Here is a 12,902-nt window from a genome sequence, read left to right on the forward strand (position 1 = left end):
TCAGTAGAGGGCGAGTCAATAAGTAAGCGAAAGGTAGAGCGCCATCAGGTCGTCACCCACCAGTAAACCCACCCAGCCGGCCAGTGCCAAGAACGGACCAAACGGCATGGGCTGCCCACGCAGGCGCGGAAACATTGCCTGAGCAGCGATGCCTATGATGGCCCCTATGCCTGCAGACACAATGAGCAGTAGCGGCAGCATGCTCCAGCCCAGCCAGGCACCCAAGGCAGCCAGCAGTTTGAAATCGCCAAAGCCCATACCCTCTTTGCCAGTGATGAGTTTGAAAAGCCAATAAAAACTCCATAGCACTAAATAACCTGCCATGGCCCCCATCACTGCGCTGGGCAGTAGGAGTGGCTGAAATATTAGCTGGTAAAGTAAGCCCGCCCATAACAGTGGCAGAGTCAGAATATCCGGCAATAGATACGTGCGTAGATCAATAACGGCCAGCACTAATAAGGTCATGCAGGCAGCATAAATAAACAGGCTAGCCATACTCCAGCCATGCAGCGCTAACACAGCAACCGCCAATAAGCCGCCCATCAGCTCGACTAATGGATATTGTGCGCTGATGCGAGTTTGGCAGTGAGCACAGCGGCCGCGTCGTTTTAACCAGCCTGCCAAAGGCAGGTTATCGTGCCAGGCGATAGGATGTTCGCAGCGTGGGCACATGGAGGCTGGGTAGGCGAGATTAAAGCGGGGTACAGGTTCTGTGGGTTGTTCCAGAGATGCCAGGGCCTCGTTGCGCCATTGGCGCATCAGCATTACTGGTAAACGGGTAATCACCACGTTTAAAAAACTGCCCAAACACAGGCCCATCACCAGTACAAATAGTGTTAACAGCAGTGGCGGTAAGCCCATGGTGCTCCTAATAAATTTAAAAGTGAGTTAAAGCGCAGTACCAATTTCGAAAATAGGCAGATACATGGACACAACAACGCCGCCAACAAGCGCGCCCAGAACCACAATAATAATCGGCTCCATCAGAGAGGTCAGTGCATCTACCTTATTGTCGACCTCTTCCTCGTAGTAGTCCGCTACCCGGTTTAGCATAGCATCCAGGGACCCTGCTTCTTCACCAATGCTGACCATTTGTACGGCAAGAGCAGGAAAGCGGTTGGTCATGCGCATGGCAAAGTGAAGCTGCTGGCCGGTGGTGACATCCTGGCGTACTTCGTTAATCGCTTTAATGTACACACGATTATCCGCCGCGCCAGCGGCCGTCTCCAAACCCTCAATGAGCGGTACGCCAGAGGAAAAGGTCGTCGCAAGGGTGCGTGTAAACCGCGATACGGCAGATTTATGCATGATGTCGCCAATGACCGGTAGTTTGAGCATTAAACCATCCAGCCGGTAGGCCACTTTGGGTGAGCGCCGGGCCGCCGCTTTCAACAGCATCACGCTACCCACCAGTAGGCCAAGGGCGTGCAACCAGTATTGCTGCGCCATCTCAGAGAGGTTGACGGTGAACTGGGTAAGGGCTGGCAATTCAGCACCGAAACCTTGGAACATACTTTCAAATTCAGGCACTACTTTAATGAGCAGTAGCAGGGTAACACCCACACCAATGGCCATGACCGAAGTGGGGTACCAAAGCGCTTTTTTAACCCGGTTTTTAAGTGACTCCACTTTCTCTTTATAGCTGGCAATACGCTCCAGCATTTGGTCAAGTGCACCCGCCTGTTCGCCTGCATCCACTAAGTTGACGAATAAGCGATCAAACTGCTTTGGATGCTTGGCCATGGCACTTGAAAGGCTGTCGCCAGAGGAAACGTCCTCCATAATCTGCTGAGTCAGCGCCACCATCGCCGGTTTTTTAAGGCTTTCTGACACCGCTTGCAGCGCCTGCAAGATAGGGATGCCCGCACGCACCATCGTCGCCATTTGACGGGCAAACACCATGATGTCGACGTTCGTGACCTTGCCCCGGCCGCTGAAGCTGCTGCGCTTTTGTATTTTGCTGGCCACAATGCGCTGTTTAGCTAACTGTTCGACCACATCGTCTTTCGTGCGGCCAATCAGCTCGCCGCGCATGGGGCGATCTTGCGGGCCTTTGCCCGACCACTTCCAGCGGTGCAGCGGTGCTGGTTTAGCGCGGCGCGCCTTGGCTTTAGCCATTCGCTGGGTTACTCCTTACTAATTCGGTTAACTTCTTCCAGGCTAGTGCTGCCATCCAAGACCCGGCTTAAACAGCTCTGGTAAAGGCTCGGATAGCCCTCCCGGCGGGCCTGTTGATCAATCTCGATGGCATTGCCATCTCGCATAATGAGTTGGCGCATCTCGTCGGTAATGGGCACCACTTCGTAAACACCCAGGCGACCTTTATAGCCCTGCGTGCACTGCTTGCAACCAACGGCCTTATAAATGGAGGCGTTGCGAATATCCTGCTGATTAAAGCCCGCTTTGCGCAGTGCTTCTGCTGGAATATCCGCGGGGGTCTTACATTGATTGCACAGCTTGCGCGCCAGCCGCTGGGCGATAATCAGGCTCACGGAGCTGGCGATGTTGTAGGTCGCCACTCCCATGTTGGCTAGGCGCGTTAAGGTTTCCGCCGCTGAGTTGGTATGCACCGTAGAAAGCACCAAGTGGCCAGTTTGCGCTGCTTTAACGGCAATTTCAGCGGTCTCCAAATCGCGAATTTCCCCCACCATCACCACGTCCGGGTCTTGGCGTAAAAAGGCGCGTAGGGCGCTGGCGAAGTTCAGGCCAATTTTGGGCAGCACGTTCACCTGATTAATGCCCGAGACCTTTATTTCCACCGGGTCTTCAGCGGTACAGATATTGCGCTGAATTTGGTTCAGCATATTAATGCCGGTATAGAGCGTCACGGTTTTACCGCTACCCGTCGGCCCTGTTACCAAAATCATGCCTTGGGGCTTTTGCAGCGCGTTTTCATAGGCGGCCTGTTGATCTGGATTGAACCCCAGCTGCTCAATGCCTAGCTGCGCAGAGGTGGGATCGAGTATCCGCAGTACTACCTTTTCGCCCCACACTGTGGGCAGTGAGTTCACCCGGAAATCAATCGAGCGGGTGCGCGAAAGCTGTAGTTTCAGCGCGCCATCTTGTGGCAACCGCCGCTCGGAAATATCTAACCGTGACATAATTTTCAAACGCGCCGCAATACGATGGCGCAGCGCGAAAGGAGGGCGGGCGATTTCGACCAGCATGCCATCAATACGAAAGCGCACCCGGTATTGGGTTTCGTAAGGCTCGAAGTGAATATCCGATGCCCCACGGCTAATCGCATCAAGCAGTATTTTATTGACGAACTTCACTACCGGCGCATCGTCGCTATTTTGCTCTGCTTTATCGAGCGCGACTTCGTCACCATCCGCATGCTGGACGATATTTAATGCGCTGACCGCGTCATCAATATTATCCAGCTCATCGAGCATGCTGCGTTCATTTTGCGCCAGGTACTGGACCAGCGTGTTGCGCAGTTGGTCTGCCGGTGCCAGCACGCCGTCCACACTTAAGCCGGTGGCAAACTGCAGTTCATCCAACTGGGTTAAGGTGGCTGGGTAGGGCACTGCCACCGTCAAGCGGTGCCCGTGGCGGGCGAGGGGTAAAATATCGAGCCGCTCTAATATCTTGACGGGGTAGTCATTCGCGGGTGGCAGCGCGCTAACGCGGATGGCCTCTAAGTTGACCACCGGCAGGCCATACTCCCAAGCCGCTGCCACAGCGGCGGCATCCGGGTCCACTAAACCACTATCGACCACATGCTGAAGCAGAGAGATTTCAAGCTCGGCCGCTGTGCTTTCAGCCACGGTAGCTTGAGCGTCTGTGAGTAGGCCATGCTTGACCAGCCGTTTGGCGATACCACGCAGCCCCCCGTTCAGGGCCGCATGGCTAAGCGTAGACTCGGGGGCGGTTTGGCTCATGGCAGACTCGGCAACTGGGTAATAATGCTGAGAGTTGTACCATATTTGCCTGACGCGAGGTACTGATGCCGTGCTTTCAAATCACCGAAATAGGCTGAAAAACCGTCGATGAACGGTTGAGAAACCTAGTTGCCATCGCTAGGACGGTAAGCTACTGTAAGCCGTATGTTAGGCCTTGGTTCACTTACCTTTGGCTTACTTATGACTCTAACACCGCAAGGGAACCTCGCAATGCAAACAACCCAACCCAACCAACCCCGCCGCTTCAAGCAGCAGGGCTTTACCCTGATCGAACTGCTGATCGTTGTGGCGATTATCGGTGTGCTTGCCGCTGTGGGTGTGCCGCAGTATGGAAATTACTTGGACCGCTCTTCTGTAAACGCTTGTCAGGGCGAGCTATCTGCATTCAGAAGCGCTGTTGTTGCTGAGTCATCCTTATCTCAAAATGCTGATGCTGCAACTGTGGCAAATAGTGTGAATTTTAATTTCCAGGCATGTAACTTGACTGAAAGCGGTACCACACCTGCTTTATTAGCAGCTGCGTTTATAACTGGTGAAGCTGATGATGATGTAACTGGTATAGAGTCACAGCGTGGCGATAGCGCTGGTACCATTAATGTTACTAATGGAGCTATTCAGTTGGCGAGTGGTGATGCTGCGCCTGAAGAGTAAATAATTTTTATATAGTTAAAAATAATAAGTTAAATGCCGCTCCTAGGAGCGGCTTTTTATAGGTAAGGTAGATGTATTTCGATTTTTACGTTAAAAGTCAAGAAGGTTTCAGTCTGATAGAGCTTCTTATCGTCACTAGCATTCTCGCGATTCTTTCTTTTCTTAGCCTACCCTCTTATCTGGACTACCTTGATCGTTCTGCCTTCGGTGCCTGCCAGCAAGAACTAGGCGTCTATAAAACTCGCGTGCTGGCCACCGATAATCTAAATGATCCACTTGAGCCTTTCAGTTTCCTGGCATGTGATGTAAATGGCGATGGTCAGCCTAATCAGGCTGCTGTAGCCGCTGCCTTTCGCGGTGTTTTTGACAGTGATGCAACTTCGCTGATACTTGATACCCAGCGAGACGGTGTTCAAGCACAAATTATGGCGAATGGCACTATTGAGCGTGTTGTTACCCCGTGAAACCACATTTTAGCGGCACTGCTGATTCCCGCATCTTAAAACTCCCTTCTTCCACACTCCCTGCGTATTTGCCGTTTACACTCAAAGCTCCTAGCTAGACTAAATGCCCCAACGGAGCTCGCTATGAAACCCATCACCCTAGGCATTGTTATCGCCGCGCTGCTCTGGCAAACATCAGCAATGGCGCAACCAGCTCATGCGCCTGCCCACGGTGCTCGCAATAACCATCAATATCATCATGTGCAGCCTGAACGCCAGCACCGCCATGAAGAGCCGCGACGCCATCAAGAGCGCGAACAGCGTTATATTGATTTACCTCGGATTAACGAGCGTGAACTGCTTAGCCTACTGCGCCAGTACGATGCGCCCCGGGCCGAGCCGTTGCCGCCGGGTATTCAGCGCCAATTAGAGCGCGGTAAACCGCTGCCTCCTGGCATCGCCAAGCGCTTTGATGGCCCCCTTGCCAACCAATTGCCCCGTTATCCCGGCTACGAATGGGAGCGCGTGGGGGCTGACGTGGTATTGATCGAAGCTGCCACCCGCGTCGTCGTTGATGTGCTGGTAGACGCACTGCGCTAGCGCCTTAAAAGGGCAGCGTTTATGCTGGGTGAACGATGACGTTGACCCAATAAAACGGAGCACCTATGGCGAATGTCACTCTGGAGCAGCGCTTAGCGCTAGCAGTGCGTATTGCAGAAGAGGCGGGGCAGATGATTCGTGATGCCCGCGAGCAGCAAACTTTCAGCCAGCGGTTGAAGGCAGGTATCGAGCTAGTTACCGATGTGGATGTGGCCGTCGATCAACTGATTAGCCAGCGTTTAGAAGAGCATTTCCCTGGTGAGGCGCGCCTGAGCGAAGAGCTAAGCCCTGAAGAAGCGTTGCATAACCCCGCTGAGCAGCTGTGGGTCGTAGACCCCATTGATGGCACGGTGAATTTTGCGCAAGGCCTTCGCCACGTGGCGGTCTCCATCGGTTGGATCGAGCAGGGAGTCGGTAAAGTGGGTGTGGTGCATGCTCCCTTCCTAAACGACACCTTTAGTGCCGCTCAAGGGTTGGGCGCATTTTGTAACCAGCAACCCATCACGCCAAGTGATGCCGATTCGCTGGAAAGCACGCTAGTAGGCACCGGCTTTCCCTACGCCAAAGCGGCCCGTAAACAGTTACTACCCCGTCTTGAAGCAGCGTTAACCTATTGCCAAGATGTACGCCGCAATGGCTCAGCGGCGCTGGATATTTGCGATGTCGCCTGCGGTCGGTTGGACGCCTATTACGAAACCGTCTCCCCGTGGGATTTTGTAGCGGGTTGGGTGATTGCACGCGAAGCCGGCGCACGGGTAGGGCATCTCATTGATGTGCCCGAGGATGTGCCAGCGGATCTCTTCCCAGAGCAGCTACTGGTCACCACCCCAAAGGTATACGACGCCATGGCCGCAATGCTAAAACAGGCGGATCGCTAACGCTTTAGTGTGCCTAACGGCAAGCATTTGAAAAGAAAGCGCAAAAAGAGCTTTTCATTTGGCTAATAAAGCGATAGTATACGCACCGTCTTGAGGCAAAAGCCAAATAGACATCGGAGTGTGGCGCAGCTTGGTAGCGCGTTGCAATGGGGTTGCAAAGGTCGCAGGTTCGAATCCTGTCACTCCGACCAAGATTCATAAAAAGCGCCGCTTCGGATCATACCGAGCGGCGCTTTTTGTGTTTTAAAATTTTCTGAATATTTTCGTCAAGCGTTAGCTCAGGTCTGCATAGTTCTTGTGAGCTGAGGTTATAAGAGCTTGGGTTTTGATTTTGAGACCAGATCGTCTGCGAGTGCCAAAACGGCATAGGAAGCCTTAAAGCTCGAATTCATGAGGCTGTGATCTGGTTATGATGTTCCTCAGGTAATTTTGATATCAAGATAATTGCCTATGCGTAATTATCTTGATCAGTAACTGAGGGTAAATTTATAGGGCAAGGCACAAACCCGCCCAAAAGGCGGGTTTGTGCTCTAAAGATCCAGCTTTCCTTGTCCAGCATCCTCTCTCTGCATCCTCTTTAAGAGAACAGGCTTACTCTGCTGCCATTCTCTTAAAATTTTGCCTGCTTTCTGAGCTTCCCTATACCGATCCAAAAAGGTCTTTCTTGCCGAAGGCATGGCCTTCTCCTCATAAACATGAGGCATAGCATCGAAATAGCCGAACAGAAATTTGAGTTTGCTGCTGAAAATGTACAAATGTACATTTTTTTATTTACACAGGATCCTCTAACCTCTATTGTTCTGCGTATGATTGTATAAAAGCACTTGCGACGTTCGAGCGTCATATGCAAGTGTATTTTTATGTAAGCATCTCCGCTATCCTCATAGTGGATTTGGCCTCGAGCTGTTCGACCAGCTTGGGGCCTTTGCTTTTGGGAGTTACTTGTTGGTAACTACCGAGATCAATATATAGTAGGTGCGTAGGTGGATCAATATCCAGCAGTAGTATGAAAAAGACGTGCCTTAATAAATATTGAGATGCATTCTTTTTAAGAAGGATCAAATTGATCATTATGGATCATAATTGAACTTAATCGGTTGTCTTTGATAAGTTTAATTTTCACTCCCTTTTCGAAGCTTTAAAAAAACCGCTCGTTGAGCGGTCTTTAATTCGATTTATTTCATCGTTACCTTATTTGTTTATCAGCCACAACCACCCCTATTACTCGGCAATTGCCATTAATTTTTATCTAGGGCTCATTCCAGTTAGGGTTTAATGCTTTTAGCATTTCCCCATGCTCTGGCTCCTCAGCATACCTTTTAAATGTGGCCTCCTTTGTGTCCGTCAGCACATCAATGGCCTCTTTTCTGTACTCTACGGCCTTTTCTGGATCCACAAAAATCAATGTTCCTGGATTGTACTCTGGGAGCATTGACTCAGCGACCACCCTCAGCACAAATTTGCTTGGGCTGGCGTTTGATGGGCGTAGATGATAACCATCCGAGGTTTGGCTCAATGTCGCAAACTTCTGTCCAGGCTACAGCTTGAGCCCAGGCAATCTCATGACTAATGCCCGACATGCTCGATGCAGAGCTAATATTAGCTGTATCGTATGTTCCTCTTACCTCATTAGGCAATTCTTGTTGATCTTCTTTGTCAAGCCATCGCTTCTGAAGTTTCAGCATGCTTTCAATATGACGAGCAAAATCTTCGCCGATTTTTTTGCGATGCACTTTAGATGTGGACGCCTGATGTCTGTGTTTTCCATGTGCACATAATCAACCAGCGTTACCAATAGGTAAATTTCCCTAAAATATTGATAGATATAGGTTTTAGGGGAATTATCAGTGGCAGAAAATACGAGCTGCCGATGAAAACGCGACAACAATCCCTTCTCGATTGGCTACGACATGCCTCGGATGATCAGGTGCTTCAAATCGACACCACCTGTGCCTACCTCCGCCAGATTGCGTATGGCCATAAACAGGCGTCGCCCGAAATCGCTGCCCGTATCGAGCGTGCGACGGCGGCTAGGTGTACGCGCAAAGCCCTACGCCCGAAAGACTGGTCCACGATCTGGCCGGAGCTGGCCGCCAATACTCAACAGCATATCCGTTCCTTTGGTGCGTGCGCACCGGCTGCAAAGTCGTGAATGGGTATACAGGTCTAATGAGGTGCCGAGATGCTTAGAAATATCGATGACATGCAGCAGTGGGAGCTGGAGATGGAGCTTTCGCAGTGTATTGGCTGGCTCATCGCGTCGCGCAATTCAGCGGCAGAAGCTGAAGAGTGTGCGCGGAAACATCGAGAAGCGGAGGAGGAGGCGCTGGCGCAGATCAGTAAAGTGCGCCAGCGGCTTGGCTTGCCGGATAGTGAGATTGATCAGTCGTCTAACTCATCCGCTTTAGATGGAGCCTGAAAATGCCTGATGTAAGCGTTCAGCCCATGATTGTTCAGCCAACCAGAGTAAGCTTCCAGCGTTGGGCCGGGCAGTTGGAAAGATTGAATCTCACTGTTCAGCGCCAACAGCAGATCGTCATTGCTCATGGAGCGTACCTGTTCTGGCAGCCAGTGGTGCTTCTCTATGGCAGAAAGTTCAGCGCCTTGTCTATCGGTGAGAGATTCCCATGGTGCAACTCTGTCGGAGCGAACCGTCTCGGAGTAACAAAGCAGCAAATACTCTTTAAATGCTGCGGCCACTACTTTTTTGGCAAGCAAATCAATCGATACGCCAGGATTTTGGCTCTCAAGTTTGGTTTTGTATTCACCAATAAGTCGATTGAATTCCGCCGAATAGTGCATCTGTTGATTTTCAGCCACGCCGCTTTCCTTCAGTTGGTGGATGGTGTCGCAACTAACACCTTAGTGGGCTTCGGTGTGGCTTCTATAAGTGGGAGGCCGTATGAACTTGCTACGTCGCCTCTGCTTTGTTGTGCGTGCTACACGGGCAGGCCAGGGTGAAGCGTTAGACCGTGCGTTTTCAGACCTGCAGCAACGCTCGCCACTCTCACAAGCGCCTGCGCGATTTCCGCTCTGGATGCCTGCTCAAGCCTGGAAGAATGCGGCGAGCATCCTGAATGTGGCGCCCCCCGTCTCAAAGTGGGCGGCTATTTGCACTGGCCGCCAAGCGCCTGTTTCAGCAGTGAAGCTGGCAAAAGCGGCCAGCGATCGCTATGAAGTACTGTTCTACCAAACGGAGAGTACCGACGAGCTAGCCGCGTTTCTGAAAGGCGCGGGCCCCATTGCCTATGACCCGTGGCGGGATACTACGACCGCCATAGCGCTGTCAGGCGTTGGCTTATCGGTGCCTCCGTTCCGCTGCACCGTTGCCAATATTTCTCCCGCCATGCAGGCCGCCCGCCAGTGGGTTTGTGAAGGGCAGCTGTTCCATTCCTGCGACGCAGAGCTGACCGAGCATGTGCTGCAAGTGCTGGATAAGGGCTCTCCGCCGTCATCACCACACACTCAGTATTACCCCAGCCGCAATGCAGGCCAGCGCATCGATGGCGCGCTGGCGCTGATCATGGCGGTGGGGCTGGCGCTGAAAGAGGGGCAGCCAGAGGAGGTCAGCGAGGATGATTGATCAAGCCAACGATTTCATCAATGGCAACTTCTAGACCTTTGTTGTCTCGCGACTCTATTGCCTCGCGAATTTGGTGCAGTGCTTCCAGCCGCGGGTCTTCGTAGGTGGGCTCAGGCGTCAAACCGGAAATCTTTCTCATGTGATCGAGTGCAGCATCTCCGGTGGTTTCTGGTGTGTTCTCAAGGGCTTCCAGCCTGCCAAGAATCTCAACCTGCATGAACAGTACAGCTTTGAGCATTTTCTGTGTGTCGTTTTCAGCCACGTCGCTTTCCTTCTGTTAGTGGGCGGTGTCGCAACTACCACTGTAGCGGGCGGCGGCGTGGCTTTCTATTTGTGGGGTCTGGTATGAAACAGCCAGGAGCTCTAGGAAGCAAAGGTTCACGCGAGCCAATGCAAAAGGCGCTGCCAACTATTAAGGGGTTGTGTGTAATCCGGCCTACCGCGCTCGATAGACGATTCGTTGTATGCAGGCACACGAAGACCTTCAATTTGCGGAGTTGGCAGAAGTGCTATTTTAGCGGCCTTACGGTCATGTTCTTCAAGGGTATGACGATCCGCCTTTCGAATGAGCTTGTAATATCGCTTGCTGACTCCACGGCATTGAAGTGCTTTTTCCTCTGGCTTAATCACGATATCTAAAATGGAGCTGAGAGCCACCAAGATGCCGCTTACTGAAGTCAAAAGAGGGCTATTTATAGCTACGCCCCCTACGGCAGCACTGCCTCCAAACAAGCTGATGAACTTGAATACAATCCCCAGCCTGGCAAACAAGCGTTCCTGTAAAAGCATGTAACGAATAGCGTAATCCGCATCGCCCATGGCCTCATACATGGTTCGCTCATCTTCTCTTACAAGTTCGGAAAGCAGTGCACTCATTTTTCTTTACCTCTATGGCTTTGGCGTTGTGGGAGATGGTGGAGGCGGCGTTCTAAAAGGTGGCTTGTTGTTTGGGATAAGAGGTCTCGGGGCCTGTCCGCCATTCATGTTGCAAACATTCGTTTTCATGGGTGCTCTCCGTTAATAGTTGTTAAACAAGGTTTGGCGACTTTTAGCTTACATCGTGATTCGCATGAGCGCTCACCCTTTCTATATGGAGGTGCGCCATGACCGAAGAACGCGCCTTCCGTGGCATTTGGATTCCTGCCGATGTGTGGTTGAGCCGCGATCTCACGCTGCAGGAGAAGGTGATGCTGGTGGAGATCGATAGCCTGCAGCATCCAGAGAAGGGCTGTTTCAAGAGTAATAAGAAGCTGGCCGAGTTCTTTGGCCTGTCGCCTAACCGTGTGTCTGAGGTGATCAGCTCGCTCAAGAAAAAGGGCTGGATTCGTGTGGATCAGATCCGTGAAGGCAAGCAGATTGTCGAGCGCCGGATCTTCATGAGCCGCCCCCTCGAAAAACCGAATAGGGGTACTCGGAAAACCGAAGGGGGGTATTCGGAAAAGCGTGAGAACCCTATTCGAGATACCGAAGGGGGGTATTCGGAAAACGGGGAGAACCCTAGTCGAGATCCCGAAGAGGGGTATTCGGAAAATCGTGAAGAGAGGGTTTCAGGGTTAGGGGTTCAGGGTTAGGGGTTCAGTGTGAGGGGTCCAGTAAGAGGGTTGCGCCTGGGGCGAGCCCCGCCGCGATTGAGGGCGATTATGTGCCCGCCGATGAACCCCAACCGGCACCGGCTGGGGCGCAAGAGTCCGCCGATGCCTTGCTGGCGCGAATCCCGAGCGACATGCCCGGTACCCGAGACCCGGCCGCCAAAACCTTCAAGCCTTGGGCGAACTATGCCTGTGCCTACCGTGCGCGTTACGGCACATGGCCGGTCTGGAATCAGAAGGTGGCCGCCCACCTGAGCCAACTGGTCGACCGGGTAGGTGCCGAGCGCCCCCCGGGGGTGGCCGCGCACTACGTGAAGCTGAACAGCCAGTTCTACACGGCCCGCATGCACCCTGCGAGTTTGCTGCTCCAGGACTGCGAAACCATCGCCACCCAGCTAGCCACTGGCCAGCAGGTCACCCATGCCCGAGCGCGCCAGCTGGATAGCACCCAATCGAACCTGAACAACGCGGAGGAGGCCAAGCGCATCATGGCCGCCCGCCGCCAACAGCAGGAGTCTTCGTCATGCTAACCGCCCATGAATCTGAACAGGTGGTCGAGCTGGTGTACGCCACTGCCGAGGTGCTGGGGCATGAGCTACGCCCCGCGGCCGCCGTGCTAATGGCCGATGACCTGGTTGGCTACCCGTTCGAGGAGATCCGCCGTGCACTGGCGCGCTGCCGGGCAGAGCTTCACGGCAAGCTAACCCTAGCCGCGATCATCGACCGGCTGCCGAGTGCCAACGCGCACCTGTTGCCGAACGAAGCCTGGGCGCTGGCGCTTCGCAGCCTGGATGAACAGGAAACCGTGGTGTGGACACCGCAGATTGCCCGGGCGCTGGGTGTGGCAAAGCCAGTGCTGTCTGGAGGTGATCAGGTGGGTGGTCGTATGGCGTTCCTGGCGGCTTACGAGCGTGAGCTGGAAGCGGCGAAGGCGGAAGGGCGCCAGCCCCAGTGGCAGGTATCGCTGGGGCATGACCAGCAGCGCCGCACGATGGTCCTCAACGAGGCCGTGTCGGCGGGCAAGCTGCCCGCGCCGAAGGTAGCCCACTTGCTGCCACCGCCGGAAAAGCCTTTGACCCAAGAGGGCCAGCGCCAGCGTAAGCGGATGGTGAGCCAGCTGCGCGAGATCATCAACAAGCCAGCGGATGCCCACGCCCAAGCGAGCCGGGAAGCGCGTGAGCAGGAAGAAGCCCGCCGCCGTGAGCTGCTGGCGCAAGCAGGTGCACCGTTGGCCGCCATGGGAGGGCGTTGAT

Annotated in this window: 17 protein-coding genes and 1 tRNA gene; 10 read left to right on the forward strand and 8 right to left on the reverse strand. The window is 53.3% G+C overall.

Annotated features, from left to right (window positions below; translation table 11 throughout):
* Positions 1 to 15 precede the first annotated feature (15 nt).
* Genes IEW65_RS06270 through pilB form a run of 3 tightly spaced genes read right to left on the reverse strand, consistent with a single transcriptional unit; the run spans position 16 to position 3,884 of the window.
* A complete protein-coding gene (locus tag IEW65_RS06270; RefSeq protein WP_188638629.1) occupies positions 16 to 861 on the reverse strand; it encodes a prepilin peptidase in 846 nt (281 codons plus the stop codon).
* A gap of 27 nt (positions 862 to 888) precedes the next feature.
* Positions 889 to 2,118, reverse strand: coding sequence for a type II secretion system F family protein (locus IEW65_RS06275; RefSeq protein WP_188638630.1), 1,230 nt, complete (start codon positions 2,116 to 2,118; stop codon positions 889 to 891).
* Between the two features lie 8 nt (positions 2,119 to 2,126).
* A complete protein-coding gene (gene pilB, locus IEW65_RS06280) occupies positions 2,127 to 3,884 on the reverse strand; it encodes a type IV-A pilus assembly ATPase PilB (protein WP_188638631.1) in 1,758 nt (585 codons plus the stop codon).
* Between the two features lie 231 nt (positions 3,885 to 4,115).
* Between pilB and IEW65_RS06285 the strand changes: the two genes are divergently transcribed.
* From IEW65_RS06285 to IEW65_RS06305, 5 genes are all read left to right on the forward strand, one after another.
* Positions 4,116 to 4,556, forward strand: a complete 441-nt coding sequence (locus IEW65_RS06285) for a pilin (RefSeq protein WP_188638632.1) — start codon at positions 4,116 to 4,118, stop codon at positions 4,554 to 4,556.
* Between the two features lie 71 nt (positions 4,557 to 4,627).
* Entirely contained in the window at positions 4,628 to 5,020 is a 393-nt protein-coding gene (locus IEW65_RS06290; RefSeq protein ID WP_188638633.1) for a pilin, read from the forward strand.
* A gap of 123 nt (positions 5,021 to 5,143) precedes the next feature.
* A complete protein-coding gene (locus tag IEW65_RS06295) occupies positions 5,144 to 5,599 on the forward strand; it encodes an anti-virulence regulator CigR family protein (RefSeq protein WP_188638634.1) in 456 nt (151 codons plus the stop codon).
* 65 nt (positions 5,600 to 5,664) lie between these two features.
* A complete protein-coding gene (locus tag IEW65_RS06300; protein WP_188638635.1) occupies positions 5,665 to 6,477 on the forward strand; it encodes an inositol monophosphatase family protein in 813 nt (270 codons plus the stop codon).
* A 114-nt stretch (positions 6,478 to 6,591) separates the two neighbouring features.
* Positions 6,592 to 6,668, forward strand: a tRNA-Pro gene (locus IEW65_RS06305).
* A 1,058-nt stretch (positions 6,669 to 7,726) separates the two neighbouring features.
* Here the strand turns inward: IEW65_RS06305 and IEW65_RS17215 are convergent.
* Positions 7,727 to 7,933: a S24 family peptidase gene (locus IEW65_RS17215; RefSeq protein WP_422822607.1), complete on the reverse strand. Its 207-nt coding sequence runs from the start codon at positions 7,931 to 7,933 to the stop codon at positions 7,727 to 7,729.
* On the reverse strand, positions 7,914 to 8,210 hold the full coding sequence (locus IEW65_RS06315) for a hypothetical protein (protein WP_188638637.1): 297 nt from the start codon (positions 8,208 to 8,210) through the stop codon (positions 7,914 to 7,916). Before IEW65_RS06315 ends, IEW65_RS17215 begins: the two co-directional genes overlap by 20 nt.
* Positions 8,211 to 8,659: 449 nt before the next feature.
* Here IEW65_RS06315 and IEW65_RS06320 point away from each other — a divergent pair, with 449 nt between their 5' ends.
* Positions 8,660 to 8,896 carry a hypothetical protein gene (locus tag IEW65_RS06320; protein WP_188638638.1) on the forward strand — a complete coding sequence of 79 codons (237 nt, stop codon included), beginning with the start codon at positions 8,660 to 8,662 and terminating at the stop codon, positions 8,894 to 8,896.
* Here the strand turns inward: IEW65_RS06320 and IEW65_RS06325 are convergent.
* Positions 8,860 to 9,297, reverse strand: coding sequence for a hypothetical protein (locus IEW65_RS06325; protein WP_188638639.1), 438 nt, complete (start codon positions 9,295 to 9,297; stop codon positions 8,860 to 8,862). The genes IEW65_RS06320 and IEW65_RS06325 overlap by 37 nt on opposite strands.
* Positions 9,298 to 9,379: 82 nt before the next feature.
* Between IEW65_RS06325 and IEW65_RS06330 the strand changes: the two genes are divergently transcribed.
* Positions 9,380 to 10,060 carry a hypothetical protein gene (locus IEW65_RS06330; protein WP_188638640.1) on the forward strand — a complete coding sequence of 227 codons (681 nt, stop codon included), beginning with the start codon at positions 9,380 to 9,382 and terminating at the stop codon, positions 10,058 to 10,060.
* On the opposite strand, the gene IEW65_RS06335 is transcribed toward IEW65_RS06330, so the two are convergent.
* The gene (locus IEW65_RS06335) at positions 10,044 to 10,322 is read right to left on the reverse strand and encodes a hypothetical protein (protein ID WP_188638641.1); all 279 of its coding nucleotides are present in this window, start codon (positions 10,320 to 10,322) and stop codon (positions 10,044 to 10,046) included. The two genes, IEW65_RS06330 and IEW65_RS06335, sit on opposite strands and share 17 nt — an antisense overlap.
* Before the next feature lie 116 nt (positions 10,323 to 10,438).
* On the reverse strand, positions 10,439 to 10,936 hold the full coding sequence (locus tag IEW65_RS06340) for a hypothetical protein (protein WP_188638642.1): 498 nt from the start codon (positions 10,934 to 10,936) through the stop codon (positions 10,439 to 10,441).
* Between the two features lie 227 nt (positions 10,937 to 11,163).
* Here IEW65_RS06340 and IEW65_RS06345 point away from each other — a divergent pair, with 227 nt between their 5' ends.
* The 3 genes from IEW65_RS06345 to IEW65_RS06355 all read left to right on the forward strand — a co-directional run bounded on the left by IEW65_RS06345 (position 11,164) and on the right by IEW65_RS06355 (position 12,901).
* Positions 11,164 to 11,631 carry a helix-turn-helix domain-containing protein gene (locus tag IEW65_RS06345; RefSeq protein ID WP_188638643.1) on the forward strand — a complete coding sequence of 156 codons (468 nt, stop codon included), beginning with the start codon at positions 11,164 to 11,166 and terminating at the stop codon, positions 11,629 to 11,631.
* Between the two features lie 71 nt (positions 11,632 to 11,702).
* Complete coding sequence (locus tag IEW65_RS06350) at positions 11,703 to 12,179, forward strand: hypothetical protein (RefSeq protein WP_188638644.1); 477 nt, start codon at positions 11,703 to 11,705, stop codon at positions 12,177 to 12,179.
* Entirely contained in the window at positions 12,173 to 12,901 is a 729-nt protein-coding gene (locus tag IEW65_RS06355; RefSeq protein WP_188638645.1) for a hypothetical protein, read from the forward strand. The genes IEW65_RS06350 and IEW65_RS06355 overlap by 7 nt, the downstream gene beginning before the upstream one ends.
* Position 12,902 lies beyond the last annotated feature (1 nt).

It is taken from the genome of Vreelandella lutescens, assembly GCF_014640815.1.
Taxonomy (GTDB): domain Bacteria; phylum Pseudomonadota; class Gammaproteobacteria; order Pseudomonadales; family Halomonadaceae; genus Vreelandella; species Vreelandella lutescens.

Excerpts from the sequence above, each read along its gene's own strand:
- IEW65_RS06270 (WP_188638629.1), bottom strand. The coding sequence starts at position 861 with ATGGGCTTACCGCCACTGCTGTTAACACTATTTGTACTGGTGATGGGC.
- IEW65_RS06275 (WP_188638630.1), bottom strand. The coding sequence starts at position 2,118 with ATGGCTAAAGCCAAGGCGCGCCGCGCTAAACCAGCACCGCTGCACCGC.
- pilB (WP_188638631.1), bottom strand. The coding sequence starts at position 3,884 with ATGAGCCAAACCGCCCCCGAGTCTACGCTTAGCCATGCGGCCCTGAAC.
- IEW65_RS06285 (WP_188638632.1), top strand. The coding sequence starts at position 4,116 with ATGCAAACAACCCAACCCAACCAACCCCGCCGCTTCAAGCAGCAGGGC.
- IEW65_RS06290 (WP_188638633.1), top strand. The coding sequence starts at position 4,628 with ATGTATTTCGATTTTTACGTTAAAAGTCAAGAAGGTTTCAGTCTGATA.
- IEW65_RS06295 (WP_188638634.1), top strand. The coding sequence starts at position 5,144 with ATGAAACCCATCACCCTAGGCATTGTTATCGCCGCGCTGCTCTGGCAA.
- IEW65_RS06300 (WP_188638635.1), top strand. The coding sequence starts at position 5,665 with ATGGCGAATGTCACTCTGGAGCAGCGCTTAGCGCTAGCAGTGCGTATT.
- IEW65_RS06320 (WP_188638638.1), top strand. The coding sequence starts at position 8,660 with ATGCTTAGAAATATCGATGACATGCAGCAGTGGGAGCTGGAGATGGAG.
- IEW65_RS06330 (WP_188638640.1), top strand. The coding sequence starts at position 9,380 with ATGAACTTGCTACGTCGCCTCTGCTTTGTTGTGCGTGCTACACGGGCA.
- IEW65_RS06340 (WP_188638642.1), bottom strand. The coding sequence starts at position 10,936 with ATGAGTGCACTGCTTTCCGAACTTGTAAGAGAAGATGAGCGAACCATG.
- IEW65_RS06345 (WP_188638643.1), top strand. The coding sequence starts at position 11,164 with ATGACCGAAGAACGCGCCTTCCGTGGCATTTGGATTCCTGCCGATGTG.
- IEW65_RS06355 (WP_188638645.1), top strand. The coding sequence starts at position 12,173 with ATGCTAACCGCCCATGAATCTGAACAGGTGGTCGAGCTGGTGTACGCC.